We start from the raw sequence: 25,481 nt of genomic DNA, 5'->3' as shown, positions 1-25,481 counted from the left end.
GTTGAACTCCCCGCCGGGGAGGTCGCCTGCGGGTGCGTGAGGGCAGAGGGAACCCTTCGCATGTGACGGGCCGTGCATCCCGATAATGGAATGGCGCCGATAGGGATTATCGGCATTCGATTCATTCGAAGACCGCGCTGGATCTGCCGCCCGCTGCCCGCACCTTCCTGGCCGAGCTGATCGGCGGTCACCGCGACCGGATCGGTCACGATGGCGCGCGCTGCGGCCCGGCGGCCAAACGCTTCTGTTGCGGGGGAACCCGCGCTGCGACGAGACCTTCGCCTGTCCGGCTGCGGAGGGTGCGAAAGAGCGGCTGCACAGCTCCGGCAAACGCCAACTCCCGTGAGTTACGGCTCGATCGGTGACACCCCAAGACCGAACGCTAATGGGTGAAAGTAGTCGCCCCAGAGGTCTGGTTGCCATGTCAAGCCACCAAACCCGCTTATTTTGCTGACGCTGGGGAAAGTATCACCGGAACGGTGTGAACATTCAGTTTCCGGTCGGCCCGCATGGTGGGCTGATCTGGGCTTCACCCGCGTTTTCGGGCTCGACGCGCGGCCTGGCCGCGGCCGGCACGCACGGCATCATCGACGCGCTCACCAGCCGCGATCGGCGAGCAGAGCATCGCCGCGCCCAAGAGTTGACACATCCTGCGAAAGTCCGCAGCTCACCAAACCGCATGACCGCCATCGTCCAAGCCGCCCTTCCCCTTGGTCCCCGGGTGGATGAAGTCGGAATCAGCTCAGTGCGTCGCGCGGTGATCGTGAACCGGAAAACGGAGCCCAGCCCCTTGACACCTCTAGATCAAGGCAAGTTATGCTAGTGGTGAGTGGTTGACGGAAAGTCATGCCAGTAGTGAGTGGTTGGCAGAGTCGCCGTACTCACAAATGATGTCTGAGTATTCCCTGCTATGGCTATGGCAAGAGGTGAAGGGTGACCGCGTACTCGCCTGTCACAGGAAGAAAATGGTTCCTGAGTGCACCCCACGATGGGGTCATTCCTCTAGGAACGTTCCTGTGAGGCGCACTCGGTAAGACCTCGATGCCGTCGCCTCCCACTTCCACGCCAGACTCAGTAACCCCGTGAGTATTCTCTGCTGAGATCGATTCCATCTCGTATGACCTACGAGGTGAATCGTCGTTAGGTGGATCGGGCATGCAATCTTCTCTATGTTCTCTCGCTGGATTCGGTGACGATCTGGCGCAAGGGTCGTGTGCGACCACGGAACTGCTTCGGTGCTCCGTTCTGGCTTGGACGGAAGGACGACTTGAGGCGGCAATGCGGAATGCCGTCAAGGCTACTGCCGTCGAATGTCAGGAATCCCACGATCTTTGTCGGCTGGCTCAATTCTGGTACGTCGCCCTGCTCGTCCAGGTCGGGGAACTCGATGCGGGCTGGCGGGCACTTGATGCCATCAAGACACGAAGGGACGCACCCGAGTCGCCGCGCGTGGCCGCCGCGTCACATGCCGTGCGAGGCAAGCTGCTGTTCGCCATGGGCGGCATCGATGACGCCATTGCCGAGATAGAGGTGGGACTGCGGATCGCTGAACGGTCCGGCGTCCGGCCCCTGCTGGCCCCTTGTTATACCGTGATGGCGCTTGGAGCGCTCCGTCGAGCAGATATGAGAGTCTGTTTCGACTTTGTGGACAGACTGGCGGTCGAAGCCCTGCTGGGCTATTTCGGGCAGGCCGCGGGGGCATGGGTGACGGCTCAGGCCGTAGAGTCCCGTAGCGGAGTGGCAAGTGCCGCGGATCTCGTGTCCGGGATCGTCACGAGCCCCTTCGTGCTCCGTCAGCTTCTCGTCTCAGAGCCGGCGGCGGCGTCCTGGCTGGTTCGCATCTCCGGCAAGTTGGACGCGCCTGACCTGGCGGAAATGTCGGTGGCAGCGGCGTTCGCGGCGTCTGATGAGCATCCGCGGTTCAGAGTGATACGGGGGTCGGCCCTGCACGCCGCCGGCCTGCTGGAGGGAGACTCCGGCAGATTGCGTGAAGCGGCCGATCTCTACCCTGATCGATGGTGCAGGGCATCTGCGCTGGAGGACATGGCCGGCCTGCTGGCCAAGCGGTACTCCGAAAAGGACAAGGCAATTCGCGTCCTTGAATCAGCCCGGGGGGCGTACAACGCGGTCGGTGCCAGGCGAGATGCTTCTCGCGTGGTGAGCAAGCTCCGAGAATTCGGGGTGCGCCGTGGAGCGGTCCGCACCGTGGAATGCGCGGACATTTTGCCGCATGGACTCACCAAAACGGAGTTCGCCGTCGCCGATCTCGTGAGTCAGGGGTACAGCAACGACGAGGTCGGCAGGCAGCTGTTCATCTCCCGGCACACTGTGGCATTCCATCTGAAGAAGGTGTTTCAGAAGGTGAACGTCGCCTCGCGTGTCGAGTTGGCGGCGACTTGGAAAGTGCGGTGATAGAGGGCTTGCGGGCGCCGCCCCTTGTCGCCTGGTCGGTTGCCGCCGGGCATGCCGCTGGCAGCAGGATCGTGACACGGTGTCCGCCGCGCCGGGTCACCCGGCCGCCGACGACGAGTGCGGCGCCCGCCTGTGCCGGTGGTGCGGCCTCGCGGTTCGAGGCTCGGCCGGTCGTCCTTCCAGCCGAACGGACGAGGCGCCGGCTGGCCGTCCTTGCTCCACACGGGCCCGAGGCGACCGCCGCATACGACGCTGCATCCTGCGCACCTCCATCTTGGAGATGACCGGCTCGGACAGACCCATGCTCTCTACGTCTTCGCTGTAGAGGTCTTTCTGGCCCGCCGGCCGGCGAAGACCCGGCTGTTCGCGTAGGCGAACGCCTCCACGAACCGTTCGCAGGCGTCAGCCGACGCGCTGGGCGATCCTCAGCGCGGGTGACCACACCTTCTATATAGGGGCCGTCCGTGAGACGGCCCCTCGCAGCGCGGGCAGCAACGCTTCGGGGTCGTCGCGTACGACGCCGCTGGCGCGGGCTGCCACCGGGAACCGGGAGAGGGGCGGCGAACGTAAGACGGCCAGGTCCCCCAATGACCCGTTCGGGGACGGCCTGTACACCGAAGCCGGCTTCGACGCCGTCGGGGAGGTCGTGGGGGAGCGCGGCGCGCCGGCGGCGCAGGGTAGCGCAGGTGGCGCTCGCATGGCTGCTCGGACGGCCCGTGGCGGAACGGACCGGGGACGTCCGGCGTCTCAGAGGTGGTGATTTGCGATCCTCCGGGCGATCGGGGCAGGCTGTGGACGAGAACGCCCACGTATGGTGAGACCGCCACGTGGTGATAGGAGCGAAGGTTCGGAGGCGGCGTCATACGCCTCCGGGCTCCCGGGGCTGAGGAGCCCCGGGACGACGGCGCTGAAGGAGCCCGACGATGACCGAGAACGACGGCACGCAGGGACCGCAGCGGCCGTTGCCGGAGGACGAGGGGCAGCCCAGGCCGCCCGAGGGCCAGGAGCCCCCGGCCCGACCGCTGGGCGACCGCACCGTGGTGTTCGGGGCGCCCCAATTGGGCGGCCAGACCGGCCCCACACCGCCGGAGCCGCGCGGGGAGGAGCGGCCCATGCCGCCTCCGCCGCCCCCCACGATGGTCGAGCAGCCGATGCCGCAGCAGTTCGGCGAGCAGCCTCCGGCCCCGCCCCAGCCGCCCTACGGCGGCCCGCAGGAGCAGCAGCCCCAGTACGGGCAGCCGCCCGCCGGGCAGCTGCCCTACGGCACGCCCCCGCAGGACCCGCAGCAGTACGTCCCACCGGGTGAGCCGCCGCAGTACGGCCAGCCGCAGCCCGGCTACGGCCAGCCGCCCCAGTACGGGCAGCCTCCGCAGCAGCAGTCCGGATACCCGCAGCAGCCGATGCACGGCGCGCCGCCGGAGCCGCCGCAGTACGGGCAGCCGCCGTTCGGCGGCCTGCCCGGCGGGTTCCCGCCGCCCGAGCCCGGCGTGCCCGCCGAGCAGGCGCCGCCGCAGCCCGAGCCGCGGGACGTCTCGGGCGACCGCACGGTGATCGTCCCCGGCCCCGGCGCCGCCGCGCCCGAGCCGCCGCAGCGGCCCGTGGTGGACGACCAGGCCACGCTGCACTGGTCGCCCGGTACGGACGTTCCGGTCGCCACCGGTCCCGAGCGCAGGCAGGAACCACCGGCCGAGCCGTGGCAGGCGCCGACGCCGCCGTCCACCCCCGAGCCGTGGTCGTCGGAGGCGCCCCAGCAGGGCCAGGGCAAGGTCGACCACGAGCGGACGATGATGGTGCCGCCGCCCGACCCGGGCTTCGGCGCGGGTTCGCAGTCGTCCGGTCCCCTGCCCTCGGTGGACGATCTGTACCGTCCACCCGGCGAGAGCAATGTCGAGGACGCGCGTCCGACCGAGGCGTTCAACCCGTCCCAGGGACGGCACGCCGCCGAGGCGCCCGGCACCGCCGACCCCACCCGAATGGACATCGGCCAGCAGCAGTGGGGCCAGCAGCCGCAGCAGCCGGCCGGTCAGCAGTTCGGCCAGCAGCAGGGGTACGGCCAGCCCGGTGACCAGCAGCAGGGGTACGGCCAGCAGCCAGGTGGCGAGCAGCAGCGCGGCTTCGGGCAGCCCGAACAGTACGGCCAGCAGTACCAGCAGCAGGGCTATGGCCAGCAGGGGCAGTACGACCAGCAGGGCCAGCAGGGCCAGCAGGGGCAGTACGACCAGCCGGGCCAGCAGGGCCAGCACGGGCAGCAGGGCCAGCAGTTCGGCCAGCCCGGCGAGCAGCAGCAGTACGGCCAGCAGCCCTACGGCCAGTACGGGCAGCAGCAGGGCCAGCAGGGGCAACAGGGGCAGCAGGGTCAGTACGGGCAGCAGTCCGGTTACGGCGCCGAGGAGAGCAAGGGCAACAAGAACATGCTCTTGATCGTCGCCGGGGTCGTCGCCCTCTTGGTGATCCTCGCCGTGGTCTACGTCGCCTTCCTCCGGTAACCGGGTACGTCCCAGCCGGAGTAAAAGCCGGTCCACATCTTCCCCAACAGGGGGAATGTGGGACACAATGCCGACGGGTTCCCCCTCGAACCTCCTCGGACGGGACGGGAACTTCCGTCGGCATTGTGCCGTTCCAGGCAGGGCAGAGCCCTCCCGCCGGCCCGCGGGCTTGCGCCACAGAGGCGCACACGGTAGTGCGCTCTCTGTTTTGCACTTTGAGGCACGGGTCGGTAATCTCTTCACTTGCGCCTGCTCTGCGGGCCACTATGCGTGCGCGTCGGCGAGGCCGGCAGGCCAGCCCCAGCGCCGCATCTGATGAGGCTCTTTCATCCTCGGTGGGCTTGACGGTTTCGAGTCGTCGGGACGTGCCGGATGGGGGAGGCTCACTCCCCGGCTTGATTCGGCCCTTTTCAGGGGCCGGGCGGTCTGTGTCGGTTTCTCGCGGTCTACTTCCGTGGGGGGGCGACACGCCCGACCGCGTGGGTCGGAGAGGTCGGGAAACCGGCAGGTCACAGCCTCGCCAGAGGTGGTGATTCCAGCAACAAGACTTACCGGCTCGGTACGAGGAAGACGGAGACGCGGTGCCCACGATCCAGCAGCTGGTCCGAAAGGGCCGCCAGGACAAGGTGACTAAGAACAAGACGCCCGCGCTCAAGGGCAGCCCCCAGCGCCGGGGAGTCTGCACGCGTGTCTACACGACGACGCCCAAGAAGCCGAACTCCGCGCTTCGCAAGGTCGCCCGTGTCCGGCTGACCAGCGGGATCGAGGTCACGGCCTACATCCCCGGTGTCGGCCACAACCTGCAGGAGCACTCGATCGTGCTTGTGCGCGGCGGCCGTGTGAAGGACCTCCCCGGCGTTCGGTACAAGATCATCCGCGGTTCGCTCGACACCCAGGGCGTCCGGAACCGCAAGCAAGGGCGCAGCCACTACGGCGCGAAGAAGGAGAAGAGCTGATGCCGCGCAAGGGCCCTGCTGGCAAGCGCCAGCTGATCGCTGACCCGGTGTACAACTCGCCGCTGGTCACCGCGCTCATCAACAAGGTTCTCCTGGACGGCAAGCGCTCGATCGCGCAGAGCATCGTGTACGACGCCCTTGAGGGCGCCCGTGAGAAGACCGGCAACGACCCGGTCGTCACGCTGAAGCGCGCGCTCGACAACGTGAAGCCCACCCTGGAGGTCCGCAGCCGCCGCGTCGGTGGCGCGACCTACCAGGTCCCGGTCGAGGTGCGGCCCGCGCGCAGCACCACGCTCGCCCTGCGCTGGCTGGTGCTCTACGCCCGGCAGCGCCGCGAGAAGACGATGACCGAGCGGCTGATGAACGAGCTGCTCGACGCCAGCAACGGCCTTGGCGCGTCGGTCAAGAAGCGCGAGGACACGCACAAGATGGCGGAGTCGAACAAGGCCTTCGCCCACTACCGCTGGTAACCCCGGCGGATCTGCAACGACGAGACACGCGAGGACGACAGTGGCTACCAAAACCGGTGTAGACCTGGCCAAGGTCCGCAACATCGGGATCATGGCCCATATCGACGCGGGCAAGACCACGACGACCGAGCGCATCCTGTACTACACCGGGATGAGCTACAAGATCGGCGAGGTCCATGACGGCGCCGCCACCATGGACTGGATGGAGCAGGAGCAGGAGCGGGGTATCACCATCACCTCGGCCGCCACCACCTGCCACTGGGCCGTGGACGACGCCGATCACACGATCAACATCATCGATACCCCCGGGCACGTCGACTTCACCGTCGAGGTGGAGCGCAACCTGCGCGTGCTCGACGGTGCGGTCGCGGTGTTCGACGGTGTCGCCGGTGTGGAGCCCCAGTCGGAGACCGTGTGGCGTCAGGCCGACCGGTACGACGTGCCCCGCATGTGTTTCGTCAACAAGATGGACCGGGTCGGCGCGGAGTTCCACCGCTGCGTCGACATGATCGAGAACCGGCTGAGCGCGACGCCGCTCGCGGTCCAGCTGCCGATCGGCGCCGAGGCCGACTTCAAGGGCGTCATCGACCTGGTCACCATGAAGGCCTTCGTCTGGAACGAGGAGGCCAAGCTCGGCGAGATGTACGACGTGCTCGACATCCCCGAGACGCACGCCGAGCAGGCGCGCGAGTGGCACGACAAGCTCGTCGAGACCCTCGCCGAGAACGACGACGAGATCATGGAGCTGTACCTGGAGGGCAACGAGCCCACCGTCGAGCAGCTCCACGCCGGCATCCGCCGCGCGACGATCGCCGCCAAGCTCACCCCGGTGCTGTGCGGCACCGCGTTCAAGAACAAGGGCGTGCAGCCGCTGCTGGACGCGATCGTCCGCTACCTGCCGTGCCCGCTGGACGTCGAGGCCATCGAGGGCCACGCTGTCCGGGACGAGGAGAAGACGCTGTCGCGCAAGCCCAGCGAGGAGGAGCCCTTCTCCGCGCTGGCGTTCAAGATCATGAGCGACCCGCACCTGGGCAAGCTCACCTTCGTGCGCGTCTACTCCGGCGTCATGGAGTCCGGTGCCAGCGTGATGAACTCCGTCAAGGAGCGCAAGGAGCGCATCGGCAAGATCTACCGGATGCACGCCAACAAGCGCACCGAGATCGAGCGCGCGGGCGCCGGCGACATCGTCGCGGTGATGGGTCTCAAGCAGACCACCACCGGTGAGACGCTGTGCGACGACAAGGACCCGATCGTCCTGGAGTCGATGAACTTCCCGGCGCCGGTCATCCACGTCGCGATCGAGCCCAAGACCAAGGCCGACCAGCAGAAGCTGGGTACCGCGATCCAGCGGCTGGCCGAGGAGGACCCGTCGTTCCAGGTCCGCACCGAGGAGGACACCGGTCAGACGGTCATCTCCGGGATGGGCGAGCTGCACCTGGAGATCCTGGTCGACCGGATGAAGCGCGAGTTCAAGGTCGACGCCAACGTCGGCAAGCCGCAGGTCGCCTACCGCGAGACGATCACCCGCAAGGTCGAGAAGGTCGAGTACACCCACAAGAAGCAGACGGGTGGCTCCGGCCAGTTCGGCCGCGTGATCATCGACCTGGAGCCGCTGGGCGGCGGGTCCGACGGCTACGAGTTCGAGAACAAGGTCACCGGTGGCCGCATCCCGCGGGAGTACATCCCGTCGGTCGACGCGGGCTGCCAGGAGGCCGCCGAGTTCGGTGTCCTCGCCGGCTACCCGATGGTGGGGGTCAAGGTCACCCTGCAGGACGGCGCCTACCACGAGGTCGACTCCTCGGAGATGGCGTTCAAGGTCGCCGGTTCCATGGCGTTCAAGGAGGCCGCCCGCAAGGCGTCCCCCACGCTGCTGGAGCCGATGATGGCGGTCGAGGTCAGCACGCCCGAGGAGAACATGGGCGACGTGATCGGCGACCTCAACAGCCGCCGCGGTCAGGTCCAGTCCATGGACGAGCGGCACGGCATGCGCGTCATCAAGGCGCTCGTGCCCCTGTCCGAGATGTTCGGCTACGTGGGTGATCTGCGCAGCAAGACCCAGGGCCGGGCTGTTTTCACGATGCAGTTCGACTCCTACGCCGAGGTTCCCACGAACGTCGCGCAGGAGATCATCGCCAAGGCGCGGGGCGAGTAAGCACCGGGCCTGCCCACAGATCACCAAGGACGTACATCGAAGCGGTCGTCTAGACGGCCGAGGATCGCAACAAGGAGCAACCAGTGGCGAAGGCCAAGTTCGAGCGGACGAAGCCGCACGTGAACATCGGCACCATTGGACACATCGACCACGGTAAGACCACGCTTACCGCGGCGATCACCAAGGTGCTCCACGACAAGTACCCGGACCTCAACCCCTTCACGCCGTTCGAGGACATCGACAAGGCGCCGGAGGAGCGCGAGCGCGGTATCACCATCTCGATCGCGCACGTCGAGTACCAGACCGAGGCCCGGCACTACGCGCACGTCGACTGCCCGGGGCACGCCGACTACATCAAGAACATGATCACCGGTGCGGCGCAGATGGACGGCGCCATCCTGGTGGTCGCCGCCACCGACGGCCCGATGCCGCAGACCAAGGAGCACGTGCTCCTGGCCCGCCAGGTCGGCGTCCCGTACATCGTCGTCGCGCTGAACAAGTGCGACATGGTGGACGACGAGGAGATCCTGGAGCTCGTCGAGCTCGAGGTCCGCGAGCTGCTCTCCGAGTACGAGTTCCCGGGCGACGACCTCCCCGTCGTGCGCGTGTCCGCCTTCCAGGCGCTGCAGGGCGACGAGAAGTGGGCCCAGTCGATCATCGAGCTCATGGACGCCGTCGACGAGAACGTGCCCGAGCCGGTGCGTGACACCGACAAGCCGTTCCTGATGCCGATCGAGGACGTCTTCTCGATCACCGGCCGCGGCACCGTCGTGACCGGCCGCATCGAGCGCGGTGTCGTGAACGTCAACGAGACCGTCGACATCATCGGCATCAAGCCGGAGTCCACCTCGACCACCGTCACCGGTGTCGAGATGTTCCGCAAGCTCCTCGACCAGGGCCAGGCGGGCGACAACGTCGGCCTGCTCCTGCGCGGCATCAAGCGCGAGGACGTCGAGCGCGGCCAGTGCGTCATCAAGCCGGGCACGAACACCCCGCACACCGAGTTCGAGGCGCAGGTCTACATCCTGTCCAAGGACGAGGGCGGCCGGCACACGCCGTTCTTCAACAACTACCGTCCGCAGTTCTACTTCCGGACCACGGACGTCACCGGCGTGGTGAACCTCCCCGAGGGCACCGAGATGGTCATGCCGGGCGACAACACCGAGATGCGCGTCGAGCTGATCCAGCCCGTCGCCATGGAGGAGGGCCTGAAGTTCGCCATCCGTGAGGGTGGCCGGACGGTCGGCGCCGGTCGCGTCACCAAGGTCATCAAGTAACACCCCTCGTAGCGCGGCGGCCCAGCCGCCACGGCCGGGCCGCCGCGCTATGAACCGAAGTAAACAGCGGCACTACAGCAAAGGACACCGAGGCCACCATGGCGGGACAGAAGATCCGCATCCGGCTCAAGGCCTACGACCACGAGGTCATCGACACCTCCGCGAAGAAGATCGTTGAGACGGTGACGCGGACGGGCGCCAAGGTCGCGGGCCCGGTGCCGCTGCCGACCGAGAAGAACGTGTACTGCGTCATCCGCTCGCCGCACAAGTACAAGGACAGCCGCGAGCACTTCGAGATGCGCACGCACAAGCGGTTGATCGACATCATCGACCCGACGCCCAAGACGGTCGACTCGCTGATGCGGCTCGACCTTCCGGCCGGCGTTGACATCGAGATCAAGCTCTAAGGGACGCACCGAGAGATGAGTACGCAGAGGAAGGGCGTCCTGGGCGAGAAGCTCGGCATGACCCAGGTCTTCGACGATGAGGGCCGGATCGTCCCGGTGACCGTCGTCCAGGCCGGGCCGTGTGTCGTCACCCAGCTCAAGACCCAGGAGAAGGACGGCTACAGCGCCGTCCAGATCGGGTTCGGGCAGATCGACCCGCGCAAGGTGAACAAGCCGCGCACGGGTCACTTCGAGAAGGCCGGTGTCACACCGCGCCGCTATCTCGTCGAACTGCGGGCCGACGACACCACCGGGTACGAACTCGGCCAGGAGATCACCGCCAGCGTCTTCGAGGCCGGCCAGAAGATCGACGTGACCGGAACGAGCAAGGGCAAGGGCACCGCCGGTGTCATGAAGCGCCACGGCTTCAAGGGCCTCGGCGCCTCGCACGGCACCCAGCGCAAGCACCGCTCGCCGGGGTCGATCGGCGGCTGCGCGACCCCCGGTCGCGTCTTCAAGGGCCTCCGCATGGCGGGACGGCACGGCAACGCCCGTACCACCGTGCAGAACCTGACCGTCCACGCCATCGACGCGGAGAAGAACCTGCTGCTCATCAAGGGCGCGGTTCCCGGTCCCAACGGCGGCGTGGTGCTGGTCCGCGACGCAGTGAAGGGGACGGGCAAGTGACTTCCAAGCTCGACATCGACCTGCCCGCCGAGATCTTCGACGCGAAGACGAGCGTGCCGCTGATCCACCAGGTCGTGGTGGCCCAGGAGGCCGCCGCGCGCCAGGGCACGCACTCCACCAAGACCCGCGGCGAGGTCTCCGGCGGCGGTAAGAAGCCGTACCGGCAGAAGGGCACCGGCCGCGCCCGCCAGGGCTCGACCCGCGCGCCCCAGTTCGCCGGCGGTGGCATCGTCCACGGCCCGCAGCCGCGGGACTACACGCAGCGGACGCCCAAGAAGATGAAGGCGGCCGCGCTGCGCGGCGCGCTGTCCGACCGGGCCCGCTTCGGCCGGGTGCACGTGGTCGACACCCTCTTCGAGGGCGACGCCCCGAAGACGAAGACGGCGCTCGCGAACCTCCGCGGTGTCACCGAGGCCGACCGGGTGCTGGTCGTCCTCGACGTCGTCGGCCAGGGGAACGAGCCCGGCCCGGACGCCACCGCCTGGACGAGCCTGCGCAACGTGCCCGAGGTGCACCTGATCGACCAGGGGCAGCTCAACACCTACGACGTGCTGGTGAACCACGATGTCGTCTTCACCCGGAGCGCCTACGACAAGTTCGTTGCGCGTGCGGCCAAGACCAAGAAGGAGGCGGCGAAGTGAACAAGATCGCTGACCCCCGCGACATCATCATCGCGCCGGTCGTCTCGGAGAAGAGCTACGGGCTGCTGGACGAGAACAAGTACACGTTCATCGTCCGCCCGGACGCCAACAAGACGCAGATCAAGCAGGCCGTCGAGGCCGTGTTCGGCGTCAAGGTGACGAACGTGAACACGCTCAACCGGCAGGGCAAGCGCAAGCGCACCCGGTTCGGCTACGGCAAGCGCAAGGACACCAAGCGCGCCATCGTCAGCCTCGCCGAGGGCGAGCGGATCGACATCTTCGGCGGCCCGGCCTAAGCAGGCCAGGGTCGTCCCGAAGACAGACAAGGGATGAACGAAAAAGATGGGCATCCGTAACTACAAGCCGACGACTCCGGGGCGTCGCGGCTCCAGCGTGGCCGACTTCGTCGAGATCACGCGCAGCGAGCCGGAGAAGTCGCTGCTGCGTCCGCTTCCCAAGAAGGGCGGCCGTAACAACCACGGCCGCATCACGACCCGGCACCAGGGCGGCGGGCACAAGCGCGCCTACCGCGTGATCGACTTCCGCCGGCACGACAAGGACGGTGTGCCGGCCAAGGTCGCGCACATCGAGTACGACCCGAACCGCACCGCGCGGATCGCGCTGCTGCACTACGTGGACGGCGAGAAGCGCTACATCCTCGCCCCGCGCGGCCTGAAGCAGGGCGACCGGGTGGAGAACGGGCCGGGCGCGGACATCAAGCCGGGCAACTGCCTGCCGCTGCGCAACATCCCGACCGGTACGGTCATCCACGCCATCGAGCTGCGTCCCGGCGGCGGCGCCAAGATCGCCCGCAGCGCGGGCGCCGGTGTCCAGCTGCTGGCCAAGGAGGGCAAGTACGCCACGTTGCGCATGCCCTCCGGCGAGATGCGGATGGTGGACGTGCGGTGCCGCGCCACGGTCGGCGAGGTCGGCAACGCCGAGCAGTCGAACATCAACTGGGGCAAGGCCGGCCGGATGCGGTGGAAGGGCAAGCGCCCGACCGTCCGCGGTGTGGCCATGAACCCGATCGACCACCCGCACGGTGGTGGTGAGGGCAAGACCTCCGGCGGTCGGCACCCGGTGAACCCGGCAGGTAAGAAGGAAGGCCGCACTCGCCAGGCGAACAAGTCGAGCGACCGGCTGATCGTCCGTCGTCGCAGCAAGAAGAAGCGGTAGGAGTCGCTCGTCATGCCACGTAGCCTTAAGAAGGGCCCGTTCGTGGACGACCACCTCATGAAGAAGGTGGACGTGCAGAACGAGAAGGGCACCAAGAACGTCATCAAGACGTGGTCGCGGCGCTCCATGATCGTGCCGGACATGATCGGTCACACGATCGCCGTGCACGACGGCCGCAAGCACGTCCCGGTGTTCATCACCGACGCGATGGTGGGACACAAGCTCGGTGAGTTCGCGCCGACGCGCACGTTCCGCAGCCACGTCAAGGAAGACCGCCGCAGCCGTCGCGGCTGAGCAGGCAGAGCAGTTCGCACGTAGGAGAGAGGGAACAGCGATGGAAGCCAGGGCCCAGGCGCGGTACATCCGCGTCACGCCCAGGAAGGCCCGCCGCGTGGTGGACCTCATCCGCGGCCTGCCTGCCGCGGAGGCTCAGGCGGTGCTGCGGTTCGCCCCCCAGGCTGCGAGTGAGCCGGTGGGCAAGGTGCTGGCGAGTGCCATCGCCAACGCCGAGCACAACTTCAAGCTCGACTCGGACACGCTCGTCGTGAGCCGTGCGTGGGTGGACGAGGGGCCGACGCTGAAGCGTTTCCGCCCCCGCGCCCAGGGCCGGGCCTACCGCATCAACAAGCGCACGAGCCACATCACGGTGGTCGTGGAGTCGCGGGATGAGGCGTCCAGCGGGGCGTCCGGCGGCGGTAAGAAGACGAGGAGGGCCCGGTAGTGGGTCAGAAGATCAACCCGCACGGGTTCCGGCTCGGAGTCACCACCGACCACAAGTCCGTGTGGTTCGCCGACAAGCTCTACAAGGACTACGTCAAGGAAGACGTCCAGATCCGGCGCATGCTGCAGAAGGGCATGGACCGGGCGGGCATCTCCAAGGTGGAGATCGAGCGGACCCGTGACCGCGTCGAGGTCAACATCCACACCGCCCGGCCGGGCATCGTCATCGGCCGCCGCGGCGCGGAGGCCGAGCGGCTGCGCGGCGACCTGGAGAAGCTGACCGGCAAGCAGGTCCGGCTGAACATCCTCGAGGTGAAGAACCCCGAGATCGACGCGCAGCTCGTCGCGCAGGGCGTGGCCGAGCAGCTGTCCAGCCGGGTCGCGTTCCGCCGGGCCATGCGCAAGGCGATCCAGTCGGCGATGAAGTCGGGCGCCAAGGGCATCAAGGTGCAGTGCGGCGGCCGGCTCGGCGGCGCCGAGATGTCGCGGTCGGAGTTCTACCGCGAGGGCCAGGTCCCGCTGCACACGCTGCGCGCCGACATCGACTACGGGTTCTACGAGGCCCGGACGACGTTCGGCCGCATCGGCGTCAAGGTGTGGATCTACAAGGGCGAGGCCGCGCAGACCCGCGCCGAGCGCGAGCAGCAGGCCGCGCAGCAGCGCGCCGCCGGTGGCGGCGGCGGCCGGGAGCGGCGCGGTGAGCGCCGTGGCGGCGGCCGCGGCGGCCGGGGCGGACGCGGCGGCGAGCGCGGCGGACGCGGCGGCGCCGAGCAGAAGCAGCAGCAGCAGGGTTCCGAGCAGCCGGCGCAGTCCGCCGAGGCTGCTCCGCAGGGTGAGGGGAGCTGAGTAACCGATGCTGATCCCTCGTAAGGTCAAGCACCGCAAGCAGCACCACCCGAAGCGCCGCGGCATGGCCAAGGGCGGCACGAAGGTGACGTTCGGCGAGTACGGCATCCAGGCCGTCGAGGCCGCGTATGTGACGAACCGGCAGATCGAGGCCGCGCGTATTGCGATGACCCGCCACATCAAGCGTGGCGGCAAGGTCTGGATCAACATCTTCCCGGACCGTCCGCTGACCAAGAAGCCCGCCGAGACCCGCATGGGTTCCGGTAAAGGTTCGGTCGAGTGGTGGGTGGCCAACGTGAAGCCGGGCCGCGTGCTGTTCGAGATCTCCTACCCGAACGAGCAGATCGCTCGGGAGGCGCTCACCCGCGCGATCCACAAGCTGCCCATGAAGTGCAAGATCGTCAAGCGAGAGGTGGGTGAGTCCTGATGGCCAAGGGTCTTACCGCCGACGACCTGCGGACCGAACCCGAGGACGTCCTGGTCACCAAGCTCAAGGAGGCCAAGGAGGAGCTGTTCAACCTCCGCTTCCAGGCCGCCACCGGCCAGCTTGAGAGCCACGGGCGGCTGCGCACCGTGAAGCGCGAGATCGCTCGCATCTACACCGTGATGCAGGAGCGCAAGCTCGGCATCACCACGGTCGAGGACGCCGCGGAGGGCAACGAATGACCGAGCAGCAGACCGAGCAGCGGAGCAGCCGCAAGATCCTTGAGGGGCTCGTGGTCAGCGACAAGATGGACAAGACCGTGGTCGTGTCCGTCGAGGACCGCGTGAAGCACGCCAAGTACCACAAGGTGATCCGCCGCACGAAGAACTACAAGGCGCACGACGAGGCCAACGAGTGTGGCGTCGGCGACCGCGTCCGCCTCATGGAGACCCGCCCGCTGTCGGCCACCAAGCGCTGGCGTGTGGTGGAGATCCTTGAGAAGGCCAAGTAATTACTGGTTCCACCAGGCTGCCGCGGGTGACGCGGCAGAACCGGTGTGACGAACAGGAGTTGACGTGATCCAGCAGGAGTCGCGACTCAAGGTCGCCGACAACACGGGTGCGAAGGAGATCCTTTGCATCCGGGTTCTCGGCGGCTCGGGTCGGCGCTACGCGGGAGTCGGCGACATCATCGTCGCGACGGTGAAGGACGCCCTTCCCGGCGCGGGCGTGAAGAAGGGTGACGTCGTCAAGGCGGTCGTCGTGCGCACCCGCAAGGAGCGCCGGCGCCCGGACGGCTCCTACATCCGCTTCGACGAGAACGCCGCCGTGCTGATCAAGGACGGCGGCGACCCCCGCGGCACCCGTATCTTCGGCCCGGTGGGCCGCGAACTGCGCGAGAAGAAGTTCATGCGCATCATCTCGCTCGCGCCGGAGGTGCTCTGATGAAGATCCGCAAGGGCGACGAGGTGATCGTCCTCGCCGGCAAGGACAAGGGCGCGACGGGCAAGGTCCTGCGCGTCATCCCGCGTGAAGAGCGGGTGGTCGTCGAGGGCGTCAACCTCATCACCAAGAACATCAAGGCCGACCAGCAGCGTGCCGGCAAGGAGAGCGGTCGCGTCACGGTCGAGGCGCCGCTGCACGTCAGCAACGTCGCGATCGTCGAGGACGGCAAGCCGGTACGGGTCGGTTACCGCACCAACGAGGACGGCACGAAGGTTCGGATCTCGCGCCGTAGCGGTAAGGAGATCTGAGACCGATGACCGAGACCGTTACCGAGCGCCCCGTCCCGAAGCCGCGGCTCAAGGTCCGCTACCGCGAGGAGATCGCGGGGCAGATGCGCGAGCAGTTCGGCTACCCCAACGTCATGCAGATCCCCACGCTGACCAAGATCGTGGTCAACATGGGCGTCGGCGACGCGGCGAAGGACGCCAAGCTGATCGAGGGTGCGATCCGCGACCTTTCGGTGATCACCGGCCAGAAGCCGGCGGTGAACCGGGCCCGCAAGTCCATCGCGCAGTTCAAGCTGCGCGAGGGGATGCCGATCGGCGCGCACGCCACGCTGCGCGGCGACCGCATGTGGGAGTTCCTGGACCGGCTGCTGTCGACGGCGCTGCCCCGCATCCGTGACTTCCGCGGCCTGTCGCCGAAGCAGTTCGACGGCAACGGGAACTACACCTTCGGGCTGACCGAGCAGGTCATGTTCCACGAGGTCGACCCGGACAAGATCGACCGGACGCGGGGCATGGACATCACGGTCGTGACGACCGCGAAGACCGACGACGAGGGCCGGGCGCTGCTCAAGCTCCTGGGCTTCCCCTTCAAGGAAAGCTGAGCGAGGAAAAGAGCATGGCGAAGAAGTCGCTGATCGCCAAGGCGGCGCGCAAGCCGAAGTTCGGTGTGCGCGCGTACACTCGATGCTCGCGCTGCGGGCGTCCGCGTTCCGTCTACCGGAAGTTCGGCCTGTGCCGCGTGTGCTTCCGGGAGATGGCCCACCGCGGCGAGCTGCCCGGCATCACGAAGTCCAGCTGGTGACCGCATCCCCCGGGGGCGGCCCCGGGGGGCGGACACCGGCCTGTAATGAATGACCAACCGGGCGCCTGAGAGGGCGTCCACGACCGCGCCAAAGGTCCACGGGACGCATCGACCCGAGGAAACCGTGGCGAGGGAGGGCCAGCAGGCCATGACGATGACCGACCCGATCGCAGACATGCTGACGCGTCTGCGGAACGCGAATTCGGCGTACCACGACTCCGTGGCGATGCCGTACTCGAAGATCAAGGCGCACATCGCCGAGATCCTCCAGCAGGAGGGCTACATCTCGGGCTGGACCGTGCAGGACGCCAAGGTCGGCAAGGAGCTCGTGATCGAGCTGAAGTTCGGCCCGACCCGCGAGCGTTCGATCGCCGGCATCAAGCGCGTCTCGAAGCCGGGTCTGCGCGTGTACGCGAAGAAGGACAATCTGCCGAAGGTCCTGGGCGGACTGGGCGTCGCGATCATCTCGACGTCCTCCGGCCTGATGACCGACCGGCAGGCGGGCAAGCGTGGCGTGGGCGGGGAAGTCCTCGCCTACGTCTGGTGAGGGGAGGTACTGACCAATGTCTCGTATCGGACGTCTTCCCATCACCGTGCCCAGCGGTGTCGAGATCACCCTCGACGGCCGGGAGGTCACCGTCAAGGGGCCGAAGGGCACGCTGTCGCACACCGTCGTCGAACCCATTGAGGTCAGCCAGGAGGACGGCAAGATCGTCGTCACCCGGCCGAACGACGTCAACAAGGTGCGCGGCCTGCACGGGCTCACCCGGACGCTGATCAACAACATGGTCGTCGGGGTCACCGACGGCTACAAGAAGACCCTGGTCATCCAGGGCGTCGGTTACCGGGTGGTGGCCAAGGGCAAGAACGTGGAGTTCTCGCTCGGCTACAGCCACCCGATCCCCTTCGAGGCGCCGGAAGGCATCACCTTCAAGGTGGAGAAGCCGACGCAGCTCGTCGTCGAGGGCATCGACAAGCAGCTCGTCGGTGAGATCGCCGCGCGCATCCGCAAGCTGCGCAAGCCCGACCCGTACAAGGGCAAGGGTGTGCGCTACGAGGGCGAGCAGATCCGCCGCAAGGTCGGAAAGGCTGGTAAGTAGTCATGGCAGGCACGAAGACCCTGGCCGCGAAGGCCACGTCGGCGCGGGCCAAGTCCCGCAAGCGCCGGCACCTGCGGGTCCGGAAGAAGGTCGTGGGCACCGCCGCGCGGCCTCGCCTGGTCGTGACCCGCTCCACCCGGCACGTGTTCGTCCAGGTCATCGACGACGACAAGGGCCACACGCTGGCCTACGCGTCGACGATGGAGGCGGACCTGCGCGCCGACTCCGGCGACAAGACGGCCAAGTCCCGCAGGGTCGGCGAGCTCGTCGCCCGGCGGGCCAGGGAGGCCGGCGTGTCCGCGGTCGTGTTCGACCGCGGCGGCAACAAGTACCACGGCCGCATCGCCGCTGTCGCGGACGGTGCGCGCGAGGGGGGCCTTAAGCTCTAATGGCCCTGTACAAGGTGAACGAGAGGAACCACTGATGGCAGCGCAGAGGCGTGGTGGCGGTCAGGGTGGCGACCGTCGCGACCGCCGCGACGACCGCCGCGGTGGCGCCGACAAGGGCCAGTCGTACATCGAGAAGGTCGTGGCGATCAACCGTGTCGCCAAGGTCGTCAAGGGCGGGCGTCGCTTCAGCTTCACCGCCCTGGTGATCGTCGGTGACGGCAACGGGACCGTCGGCGTCGGCTACGGCAAGGCCAAGGAGGTGCCCGCGGCGATCGCCAAGGGTGTCGAAGAGGCCAAGAAGCACTTCTTCAAGGTGCCGCGGATCCAGGGCACGATTCCGCACCTGGTGCAGGCGCGGGCCGCGGCGGGCGAGGTCCTGCTGCGTCCGGCCAGCCCCGGTACCGGCGTGATCGCCGGTGGCCCGGTGCGCGCCGTGCTGGAGGCGGCCGGTATCCAGGACGTGCTGAGCAAGTCGCTGGGCAGCGAGAACGCGATCAACATCGTGCACGCGACGATCGCGGGGCTGAAGGCGCTGAAGCGTCCGGAGGAGATCGCGGCCAAGCGCGGCCTGCCGATCGAGGACGTCGCCCCGGCGGCCATGCTGCGGGCTCGTGCGGCCGGCACCGAACCGAGGCCGGAGGTCGCGACCTCATGAGCAACCTGAAGATCACGCAGACCAAGTCCGTGATCAGCGAGAAGCAGAACCAGCGTGACACGCTGCGCACCCTCGGCCTGAAGAAGATCGGGCAGAGCGTGGTCCGCGCGGACCGCCCCGAGGTGCGCGGCATGATCCGGACGGTGGCACACCTGGTCACCGTCGAGGAGGTCGACTGACATGGCGGCTGATCTCGGTAAGGACACGACCGAGGGAACTCCGCTCAGGGTGCACGACCTGCGTCCGGCCCCTGGCGCCAACAAGGCCAAGACCCGCAAGGGCCGCGGCGAGGCGTCCAAGGGCAAGACCGCCGGCCGCGGCACCAAGGGCACCAAGGCCCGCAGCACCGTCCCCGTCGGTTTCGAGGGCGGCCAGATGCCGCTGATCCGCCGGGTGCCGAAGCTGAAGGGCTTCAAGAACCCGAACCGGGTCGAGTTCCAGGTGGTGAACCTGGACAAGCTCGCCGCGCTCTACCCCGAGGGCGGCGAGGTCACGGCGGAGGACCTGGCGGCCAAGGGCGCGGTGCGCCGCGGCCGTCCGGTCAAGATCCTCGGCACCGGCGACATCTCCGTCGCGGTCCAGGTGAAGGCGCACGCCTTCTCCGGCGCCGCCAAGGAGAAGATCGCCGCCGCCGGTGGTACCACCGACGAGCTGTAGGTTTTTCCAAGAAGGCCATGGCCGTCTCCTCCTGGAGGGAACGGCCGTGGCCTTCTTCCTTTGCCCGCCCGTTCCCCACGGACTTCGGGTGCGAGCGAGGGGGTTCGTGACGGTCCGCGGAGTCGCTACACTGTGGCGGGCTGTTTTCCCTTCGCCGTTGCGGCTTCGGTCAGGACGGCGGATACAGTGTGCACCGGCGGGCCATGTACCCGCTCGCTATGGGATCAACCAGGACGGTACTGCCGCAATAGATGCAGGTCCTCAGGAGGAATGGTGCTGACCGCGTTCGCTCGGGCTTTCCGTACGCCTGACCTGCGTAAAAAAATCCTTTTCACGCTCTTCATGATCCTGGTGTTCCGGGTGGGGTCGATCCTGCCGACACCGAACGTGAACGTGAAGGTGCTGAAGGACACCGCCAATGCGGCCAAGCAGAGCAACACCAGCCTCTACGGGCTCGTTGATCTGTTCAGCGGCGGCGCGCTGCTGAAGCTCTCGGTCTTCGCGCTGGGCATCATGCCCTACATCACGGCCAGCATCATCCTGCAGCTGCTGACGGTGGTGATCCCGCGCCTGGAGGCCCTGAAGAAGGAGGGCCAGGCCGGTACCACGAAGATCACCCAGTACACCCGGTACCTGACGGTCGGGCTGGCGATCCTCCAGGGGACCGGCATCGTGGCGATGGCGAGCACCGGGCAGCTGTTCCAGGGCGTGTCCGGCAGCGGAGACATCCTGTACGACAAGGGCATCTTCCCGATCATCACGATGGTGATCTGCATGGTGGCGGGCACGACCGTCATCATGTGGCTCGGCGAGCTGGTGACCGACCGCGGCGTCGGCAACGGCATGTCGATCCTGATCTTCACCCAGGTGGTGGCGGTCTTCCCGTCCCAGTTCTGGGCCATCTACAAGAGCAAGAACGGCTTCGTCTTCACGATCGTGGTCCTGGTGGGTCTGGCGATCATGGCGGGGGTCGTGTTCGTCGAGCAGGCGCAGCGGCGCATCCCCGTCCAGTACGCCAAGCGGATGGTGGGCCGGCGCATGTACGGCGGGACGTCGACCTACATCCCGCTGAAGGTGAACCAGGCCGGCATCATCCCGATCATCTTCGCGTCCTCGCTGCTCTACCTGCCGGTTCTGGCCACCCAGCTGTGGCCCAACGCCAAGTGGCTGCAGAAGGTCCAGCCGTACCTGCAGCAGGACAACGCCTGGCACATGGTGATCTTCTTCGCCTTCATCATCTTCTTCACGTACTTCTACGTGGCGATCACCTTCAACCCCACTGAAGTCGCCGACAACATGAAGAAGTATGGTGGATTCATCCCAGGTATCCGTCCTGGTCGGCCGACCGCCGAATACCTCGACTTCGTGCTGACCAGGATCACCACACCCGGTGCGGTGTACCTGGGGCTCGTGTCCCTGATCCCCATGGTGGCCCTTGCGATCCTGGGAGCCAGCCAGGACTTCCCGTTCGGCGGCACGAGCATCCTCATCGTCGTCGGCGTCGGACTGGATACCGTGAAGCAGATCGAGAGTCAGCTGCAGCAGCGTAACTACGAGGGCTTCCTCCGGTAGTGCGTATCGTGCTGGTGGGCCCCCCTGGAGCGGGCAAGGGGACGCAGGCCCAGTTCATCGCATCTCATCTGTCGGTCCCGAAGATCTCGACAGGTGACATCTTTCGCGCCAACGTGAGCGGCGGGACCGAGCTCGGCCGGCAGGCCAAGCAGTTCATGGACCGCGGTGACCTCGTCCCCGACGAGATCACGATCGCGATGGTGCGCGACCGGCTCGCCCAGGACGACGCGGCCGACGGCTTCCTGCTGGACGGCTTCCCGCGCAACGTCCCCCAGGCGGAGACACTGAAGAAGATCCTCGCCGAGTGGGAGACCCGCCTGGACATCGTGCTGGAGCTGGTCGTCGACGAGGACGAGGTCGTCCGGCGGCTGTCGGGCCGGCGCACATGCGACAAGTGCGGCCGGATCTGGCATGTCGACTTCGACGACAAGCAGGACGACATCTGCGACGACTGCGGCGGTCACCTGTTCCAGCGGGACGACGACAAGGAAGAGGTCGTCATGCACCGGCTGGAGGTGTACCGGCACGACACGTCCCCGCTGGTGCAGTTCTACGCCGACGAGAGCATCCTCGTCGGCATCGATGCGACGGGCCCGGTCGAAGAGGTCACCAAGCGCGCCCTGGCCGCGCTCCGCCCGCTGGAGAAGTGAACGGCACGGGCGCGGGCCCCGGTCCCGCGCCCGCCCGGCGGTGCCGGCGAACCCGGTGCAGGGAGAATGATGTTCAGACGGCGTAGGCCCGCGATCCAGATGAAGACCGCGGAGCAGATCGAGCTGATGCGTGCGGCGGGCCTGCTGGTCGGCCGGACGCTGGAACTGCTGCGCGAGGCCGTCAAACCGGGGATCACCACCCTGGATCTGGACACGCTCGCCGAGCAGCACATCCGCGACAACGGCGGCGTCCCGTCCTTCAAGGGCTACTACGGCTTCACCGGGACGATCTGCGCGTCGGTGAACGAGGAGATCGTGCACGGCATCCCGCGGGCCGGGAAGGTGCTGCGGGACGGCGACGTCATCTCCATCGACTGCGGCGCGATCGTCGAGGGCTGGCATGGCGACGCGGCCGTCACCGTTCCCGTCGGGGAGATCACCGAGGAGCTGCGGCGGCTCCTGGAGGTCACCGAGACGTCCCTGTGGCACGGTCTGGCCGCCGGAAAGGCCGGGGCCCGTCTCACGGACATGTCCCACGCGATCGAGGCTCACATTCGCTCTCAGGGCCGCTACGGCATCGTTGAGGGCTACGGGGGGCACGGCATCGGGACCGAGATGCACATGGACCCGCTGATCCCCAACCATGGCGCGCCGGGACACGGTCCCGTCCTGGAGCCGGGGATGTGCTTCGCGGTGGAGCCGATGGTGAACCTCGGCACCAAGGAGACCCTGGAACTGGACGACGGCTGGACGGTCGTGACGACCGACGGGCGGTACTCGGCGCACTTCGAGCACACGTTCGCGGTCACCGCGGACGGCCCGCGCGTCCTGACGGCACTGGACGAGGGCCGTGAATGGTTTCGCAAGCTCGGTTCACCCGCGCAGAATGGGAATGACAGCTCGTCCTGAGAAGCGGAGGAACGATGGCGCCGAACCCTGACATCCGGGCCTCGGACGCCGACCGCGACCGGGTGGCCGCGAGCCTGCGTGAGCACTGCGCGCTCGGCCGGATCACGATAGACGAGCTGCAGGAGCGGCTTGAGTCGGTGTACGGGGCGAAGACCCTCGGGCAGCTCCAGGAGGTCACCTCCGACCTGCCGGAGGAGGACCTCTACCAGCTGCCCGTCCCGGCGACGCAGCCGAAGAGCACCGCGTCCGCGGCGAAGGTCTCGTCCGGGGACCTCGTGACGCAGCGCATGCGCGCGATGTGGGGCGCGTGGGCGACGGTCAGCGCGATCAACGTCACCATCTGGCTGATCCTCATGGCGACGACCGGCGTGGTCTACCCGTGGTGGATCTGGGTGGCGGGTCCGTGGGGCGCGATCCTGCTGATGCGCACGATCTTCGGCGACCGGCACGGCGGCTGCTGACCGTCCACTCCGCGCCTCACTCCACGTCCATCAGCGGGCGGTAGTTGCCGGTCGGGGCGAAGTGCGTGGTGGCGGTGCCGTCCTCGCCGATGAGGTGGAGGGCGAACCCGGCGGGCTCCCCGGTGACGGCCGCGCGTCCCTCCTTGGTGAGGTCGAGGAACAGCTGCCGGTAGGTGCTGGGGCACGTGGTGCTGACCCTGCCGGCGAGCGACCCCGCCGACGCCCGGTGGACGTGCCCGGAGATCACCCGCACCACCTGCGGATGCCGCGAGATCACGGCCACGAACCCGGTGGGGTCGACGAACCGCAGATCGTCGATGAACCGCATCCCGATCGGATACGCCGGATGGTGCGTGGCGATGACCGTCGGCGTGTCGGGCGCGGCGCGCAGGGCCTCGTCCAGCCACGCCAGCCGCTCCTCGCTCATATGCCCATGCGGATGACCGTCCACGACGGTGTCGCAGCAGACGAGCCGCACGCCCGCCACGTCGACGGCGTACTGCATGGGCGCCTGGGGGGCCGTCGCCGACGCCACCACGGCCGGATGGTCGCTGAACACCTTCCGCATCTCGTCGCGATCGTCGTGGTTGCCGCACATCGGGTAGACGGCCATCGGCAGCGGCGACAGCAGCGCGTGCAGCCGCGTGTACTCGGCGGGCCGCCCGCCGTCGGCGAGGTCGCCGGTGAGGACCACCGCGTCCGGACGCGCGGGCAGCGACAGCAGGCTCGACACGGCGGCCCGCAGGGCGCGCACCGGTCCCGAGCCGTCGTCCACCTCGCCGTCCCGCCCGGCCGCCAGGTGGATGTCGCTCAGCTGCGCGATGATCGCCATCGATCGATCCTCCCCTTGCCCCCAGCACATCACGGGGGCCTTCCTCCGGGCACCTCCGGGCCTGTGCAACGTGACGATCTTGGCCCCCGCCCGCGCCCCTGTCGACTCGGGGCAGATGATCCATTGTGGGAGGCGCTCCCCACGCCCACGGCAGGGGAGGTCAGGCGACGTGGGGGATCACCAGGGAGAGGGCCGAGGTGACCTCTTCGGGAGCGGGGGCCACGTCGGGGACCACGTCGCGCAGGGCCAGCCAGCCGTTGATGGCCTGGACGGTGGGCTTGGCCTCGATGAGCTGCGGATCCTCCAGGCCGTACCAGGCGGCGACCTTCGACCAGCGCCACAGGCGGTGGCCCGCGGCCGACATCTCCGACGAGGGGAAGCCGGTGGCGCCGCGCGCGCCGGTGATGGCGTGCCGGACCGAGTCGAACGAGCGGCCGACGCGTTCGGCGATGTCGCGGATCGTCAGCAGCGGGTCGGCCTCCACCTGCAGGACGTGCAGGCCGGGCGCGCTCTCCTCGACGTGCTCGACCACCTCCATGATCGCCGCGGCGAGGGTGGCGCCGGGCCAGGAGCAGGACGCGTTGCCCAGACGGTCCGCCGAGCGGAGCTCGTCGTTTGGATGGTGGTGGGCGGGGGCTGGAGGACGGTCGGCGTGCTGCGGTTCGCTGATGATCGACACCGTGACCGCGCCGTGCGTACGGTCGAACAGCGGGTCGAGCTCCTCCTCGTAGAGGGGACGGCTGAGGATCAGCGCGAAGTCATAGCTCGGCATGCTGATCCTCCTCGAAGTCTCTCTCCTCGAAAGGTACAACGCGGACGCGTTGTATGCTTGGGTCGGGAGCAGTCTCCGGACCCGTGGCAGGTGTTGATTTCGCGTTGCGCGCCCGGTTGACGTAGACTCCTTTGTCGGTCCGTCGCCGGCCGCCTGAATCCCCGTTTCCGACGCTCTCGCGTCGTGGTGGGGTGCGGCCGATTCTCCTCTGGAGACCCGGGCCGCGTCCAATGAGCCGATCAGCGAAGCGCGGAGGACATGCCCAAGAAAGAAGGGGCCATCGAGATCGAGGGCACCGTCATCGAGTCCCTCCCGAACGCCATGTTCCGGGTGGAGCTGGAGAACGGGCACAAGGTGCTCGCCCACATCAGCGGCAAGATGCGGATGCACTACATCCGGATCCTGCCGGACGACCGCGTCGTTGTGGAGTTGAGCCCCTACGACCTCACGCGCGGTCGGATCGTCTACCGCTACAAGTAATCCCACTGGGGTTGCCTTCCCCGCGCGTGGCGGCGCGGGGGTGACCCTTATCTCCAGGAGACCCAGTGAAGGTCAAGCCGAGCGTCAAGAAGATCTGCAACAAGTGCCGCGTCATCCGCCGGCACGGCCGGGTCATGGTCATCTGCTCTGACCCGCGCCACAAGCAGCGTCAGGGCTGACGCACACAACAGACAAGCGCACCGCAGCCTTCACACGTGGCCGTACGCCGTCCGATCCCCTGGATCGGGCCGTACGGCAGCGTCGTGTGGAGGAGCACCCTCGGATCGTCGGAGGCCGGGGCCGCCACCCGGGCAGGGTGTGTGCGGACGCGGTGCGTC

36 protein-coding genes are annotated in these 25,481 nt (G+C 67.8%); 34 read left to right on the top strand and 2 right to left on the bottom strand.

Annotation, left to right across the window (positions count from 1 at the left end; genetic code table 11):
- The first annotated feature begins 481 nt into the window (after window positions 1-481).
- From ACQP1N_RS30330 to ACQP1N_RS30175, 32 genes are all read left to right on the top strand, one after another.
- Window positions 482-823, top strand: coding sequence for a hypothetical protein (locus ACQP1N_RS30330; protein ID WP_131732789.1), 342 nt, complete (start codon window positions 482-484; stop codon window positions 821-823).
- A 455-nt stretch (window positions 824-1,278) separates the two neighbouring features.
- Window positions 1,279-2,412, top strand: a complete 1,134-nt coding sequence (locus ACQP1N_RS30325; protein ID WP_433227774.1) for a LuxR C-terminal-related transcriptional regulator — start codon at window positions 1,279-1,281, stop codon at window positions 2,410-2,412.
- Between the two features lie 923 nt (window positions 2,413-3,335).
- Window positions 3,336-4,898 (top strand): hypothetical protein, encoded by a 1,563-nt coding sequence (locus ACQP1N_RS30320; protein WP_433227773.1) that lies wholly within the window; start codon window positions 3,336-3,338, stop codon window positions 4,896-4,898.
- Between the two features lie 581 nt (window positions 4,899-5,479).
- Window positions 5,480-5,854 (top strand): 30S ribosomal protein S12, encoded by a 375-nt coding sequence (rpsL, locus tag ACQP1N_RS30315; RefSeq protein ID WP_021597495.1) that lies wholly within the window; start codon window positions 5,480-5,482, stop codon window positions 5,852-5,854.
- Window positions 5,854-6,324, top strand: coding sequence for a 30S ribosomal protein S7 (gene rpsG, locus ACQP1N_RS30310; protein WP_067806994.1), 471 nt, complete (start codon window positions 5,854-5,856; stop codon window positions 6,322-6,324). The genes rpsL and rpsG overlap by 1 nt, the downstream gene beginning before the upstream one ends.
- A 91-nt stretch (window positions 6,325-6,415) precedes the next feature.
- Window positions 6,416-8,476: an elongation factor G gene (fusA, locus tag ACQP1N_RS30305; RefSeq protein ID WP_433232866.1), complete on the top strand. Its 2,061-nt coding sequence runs from the start codon at window positions 6,416-6,418 to the stop codon at window positions 8,474-8,476.
- 83 nt (window positions 8,477-8,559) lie between these two features.
- Window positions 8,560-9,753, top strand: coding sequence for an elongation factor Tu (tuf, locus tag ACQP1N_RS30300; RefSeq protein WP_067807002.1), 1,194 nt, complete (start codon window positions 8,560-8,562; stop codon window positions 9,751-9,753).
- 98 nt (window positions 9,754-9,851) lie between these two features.
- Window positions 9,852-10,160, top strand: a complete 309-nt coding sequence (gene rpsJ / locus ACQP1N_RS30295; RefSeq protein WP_018657599.1) for a 30S ribosomal protein S10 — start codon at window positions 9,852-9,854, stop codon at window positions 10,158-10,160.
- Between the two features lie 15 nt (window positions 10,161-10,175).
- Entirely contained in the window at window positions 10,176-10,826 is a 651-nt protein-coding gene (rplC, locus tag ACQP1N_RS30290) for a 50S ribosomal protein L3 (RefSeq protein ID WP_067807006.1), read from the top strand.
- Window positions 10,823-11,467, top strand: coding sequence for a 50S ribosomal protein L4 (gene rplD, locus ACQP1N_RS30285; protein WP_067807010.1), 645 nt, complete (start codon window positions 10,823-10,825; stop codon window positions 11,465-11,467). The genes rplC and rplD overlap by 4 nt, the downstream gene beginning before the upstream one ends.
- Complete coding sequence (gene rplW / locus ACQP1N_RS30280; protein ID WP_067807013.1) at window positions 11,464-11,763, top strand: 50S ribosomal protein L23; 300 nt, start codon at window positions 11,464-11,466, stop codon at window positions 11,761-11,763. Before rplD ends, rplW begins: the two co-directional genes overlap by 4 nt.
- 46 nt (window positions 11,764-11,809) lie before the next feature.
- Window positions 11,810-12,643, top strand: a complete 834-nt coding sequence (gene rplB, locus ACQP1N_RS30275; RefSeq protein WP_067807016.1) for a 50S ribosomal protein L2 — start codon at window positions 11,810-11,812, stop codon at window positions 12,641-12,643.
- Window positions 12,644-12,655: 12 nt separating this feature from the next.
- Window positions 12,656-12,937 (top strand): 30S ribosomal protein S19, encoded by a 282-nt coding sequence (gene rpsS / locus ACQP1N_RS30270; RefSeq protein WP_067807019.1) that lies wholly within the window; start codon window positions 12,656-12,658, stop codon window positions 12,935-12,937.
- Between the two features lie 40 nt (window positions 12,938-12,977).
- Window positions 12,978-13,364, top strand: a complete 387-nt coding sequence (gene rplV, locus ACQP1N_RS30265) for a 50S ribosomal protein L22 (RefSeq protein ID WP_067807022.1) — start codon at window positions 12,978-12,980, stop codon at window positions 13,362-13,364.
- The gene (rpsC, locus tag ACQP1N_RS30260) at window positions 13,364-14,209 is read left to right on the top strand and encodes a 30S ribosomal protein S3 (protein WP_433227772.1); all 846 of its coding nucleotides are present in this window, start codon (window positions 13,364-13,366) and stop codon (window positions 14,207-14,209) included. The genes rplV and rpsC overlap by 1 nt, the downstream gene beginning before the upstream one ends.
- Window positions 14,210-14,216: 7 nt before the next feature.
- Window positions 14,217-14,636 (top strand): 50S ribosomal protein L16, encoded by a 420-nt coding sequence (gene rplP / locus ACQP1N_RS30255; protein WP_067806120.1) that lies wholly within the window; start codon window positions 14,217-14,219, stop codon window positions 14,634-14,636.
- Window positions 14,636-14,875, top strand: coding sequence for a 50S ribosomal protein L29 (gene rpmC / locus ACQP1N_RS30250; protein ID WP_067806123.1), 240 nt, complete (start codon window positions 14,636-14,638; stop codon window positions 14,873-14,875). Before rplP ends, rpmC begins: the two co-directional genes overlap by 1 nt.
- Window positions 14,872-15,144 carry a 30S ribosomal protein S17 gene (gene rpsQ / locus ACQP1N_RS30245; RefSeq protein WP_021596729.1) on the top strand — a complete coding sequence of 91 codons (273 nt, stop codon included), beginning with the start codon at window positions 14,872-14,874 and terminating at the stop codon, window positions 15,142-15,144. Before rpmC ends, rpsQ begins: the two co-directional genes overlap by 4 nt.
- 64 nt (window positions 15,145-15,208) lie before the next feature.
- Window positions 15,209-15,577, top strand: a complete 369-nt coding sequence (rplN, locus tag ACQP1N_RS30240; RefSeq protein ID WP_021596728.1) for a 50S ribosomal protein L14 — start codon at window positions 15,209-15,211, stop codon at window positions 15,575-15,577.
- Window positions 15,577-15,885, top strand: a complete 309-nt coding sequence (gene rplX, locus ACQP1N_RS30235; protein WP_067806126.1) for a 50S ribosomal protein L24 — start codon at window positions 15,577-15,579, stop codon at window positions 15,883-15,885. Before rplN ends, rplX begins: the two co-directional genes overlap by 1 nt.
- A gap of 5 nt (window positions 15,886-15,890) precedes the next feature.
- A complete protein-coding gene (gene rplE, locus ACQP1N_RS30230) occupies window positions 15,891-16,466 on the top strand; it encodes a 50S ribosomal protein L5 (protein ID WP_067806129.1) in 576 nt (191 codons plus the stop codon).
- A 14-nt stretch (window positions 16,467-16,480) separates the two neighbouring features.
- Complete coding sequence (locus ACQP1N_RS30225; RefSeq protein WP_018657585.1) at window positions 16,481-16,666, top strand: type Z 30S ribosomal protein S14; 186 nt, start codon at window positions 16,481-16,483, stop codon at window positions 16,664-16,666.
- 148 nt (window positions 16,667-16,814) lie between these two features.
- Window positions 16,815-17,213 (top strand): 30S ribosomal protein S8, encoded by a 399-nt coding sequence (gene rpsH / locus ACQP1N_RS30220; RefSeq protein ID WP_067806132.1) that lies wholly within the window; start codon window positions 16,815-16,817, stop codon window positions 17,211-17,213.
- A 16-nt stretch (window positions 17,214-17,229) separates the two neighbouring features.
- Entirely contained in the window at window positions 17,230-17,766 is a 537-nt protein-coding gene (gene rplF / locus ACQP1N_RS30215; RefSeq protein ID WP_067806135.1) for a 50S ribosomal protein L6, read from the top strand.
- A gap of 2 nt (window positions 17,767-17,768) precedes the next feature.
- Window positions 17,769-18,155, top strand: coding sequence for a 50S ribosomal protein L18 (rplR, locus tag ACQP1N_RS30210; protein WP_067806137.1), 387 nt, complete (start codon window positions 17,769-17,771; stop codon window positions 18,153-18,155).
- Between the two features lie 34 nt (window positions 18,156-18,189).
- A complete protein-coding gene (rpsE, locus tag ACQP1N_RS30205; RefSeq protein ID WP_067806142.1) occupies window positions 18,190-18,810 on the top strand; it encodes a 30S ribosomal protein S5 in 621 nt (206 codons plus the stop codon).
- Window positions 18,807-18,989: a 50S ribosomal protein L30 gene (rpmD, locus tag ACQP1N_RS30200; protein WP_067806144.1), complete on the top strand. Its 183-nt coding sequence runs from the start codon at window positions 18,807-18,809 to the stop codon at window positions 18,987-18,989. Before rpsE ends, rpmD begins: the two co-directional genes overlap by 4 nt.
- Before the next feature lies 1 nt (window position 18,990).
- Window positions 18,991-19,467 (top strand): 50S ribosomal protein L15, encoded by a 477-nt coding sequence (rplO, locus tag ACQP1N_RS30195; RefSeq protein WP_067806147.1) that lies wholly within the window; start codon window positions 18,991-18,993, stop codon window positions 19,465-19,467.
- A 273-nt stretch (window positions 19,468-19,740) separates the two neighbouring features.
- Window positions 19,741-21,039, top strand: a complete 1,299-nt coding sequence (gene secY, locus ACQP1N_RS30190; RefSeq protein ID WP_067806174.1) for a preprotein translocase subunit SecY — start codon at window positions 19,741-19,743, stop codon at window positions 21,037-21,039.
- Window positions 21,039-21,689: an adenylate kinase gene (locus ACQP1N_RS30185; protein ID WP_067806150.1), complete on the top strand. Its 651-nt coding sequence runs from the start codon at window positions 21,039-21,041 to the stop codon at window positions 21,687-21,689. The genes secY and ACQP1N_RS30185 overlap by 1 nt, the downstream gene beginning before the upstream one ends.
- 69 nt (window positions 21,690-21,758) lie before the next feature.
- Window positions 21,759-22,598, top strand: a complete 840-nt coding sequence (map, locus tag ACQP1N_RS30180) for a type I methionyl aminopeptidase (RefSeq protein WP_067806177.1) — start codon at window positions 21,759-21,761, stop codon at window positions 22,596-22,598.
- A 14-nt stretch (window positions 22,599-22,612) separates the two neighbouring features.
- Window positions 22,613-23,059: a DUF1707 SHOCT-like domain-containing protein gene (locus ACQP1N_RS30175; RefSeq protein WP_433227771.1), complete on the top strand. Its 447-nt coding sequence runs from the start codon at window positions 22,613-22,615 to the stop codon at window positions 23,057-23,059.
- 16 nt (window positions 23,060-23,075) lie between these two features.
- Here the strand turns inward: ACQP1N_RS30175 and ACQP1N_RS30170 are convergent, their stop codons facing one another.
- On the bottom strand, window positions 23,076-23,891 hold the full coding sequence (locus tag ACQP1N_RS30170) for a phosphodiesterase (protein ID WP_067806156.1): 816 nt from the start codon (window positions 23,889-23,891) through the stop codon (window positions 23,076-23,078).
- A 160-nt stretch (window positions 23,892-24,051) separates the two neighbouring features.
- Entirely contained in the window at window positions 24,052-24,663 is a 612-nt protein-coding gene (locus tag ACQP1N_RS30165) for a hypothetical protein (protein ID WP_067806159.1), read from the bottom strand.
- Between the two features lie 258 nt (window positions 24,664-24,921).
- On the opposite strand from ACQP1N_RS30165, the gene infA reads away from it, so the two are divergent.
- Both infA and rpmJ read left to right on the top strand, forming a co-directional pair.
- Window positions 24,922-25,143, top strand: coding sequence for a translation initiation factor IF-1 (gene infA / locus ACQP1N_RS30160; protein WP_067629441.1), 222 nt, complete (start codon window positions 24,922-24,924; stop codon window positions 25,141-25,143).
- A gap of 65 nt (window positions 25,144-25,208) precedes the next feature.
- Complete coding sequence (gene rpmJ / locus ACQP1N_RS30155; protein ID WP_021596712.1) at window positions 25,209-25,322, top strand: 50S ribosomal protein L36; 114 nt, start codon at window positions 25,209-25,211, stop codon at window positions 25,320-25,322.
- The last annotated feature ends 159 nt before the right edge of the window (window positions 25,323-25,481 follow it).

Source organism: Actinomadura formosensis, assembly GCF_050948385.1.
Taxonomy (GTDB): domain Bacteria; phylum Actinomycetota; class Actinomycetes; order Streptosporangiales; family Streptosporangiaceae; genus Spirillospora; species Spirillospora formosensis.
This window is presented reverse-complemented; position numbering and strand designations above follow the sequence as displayed.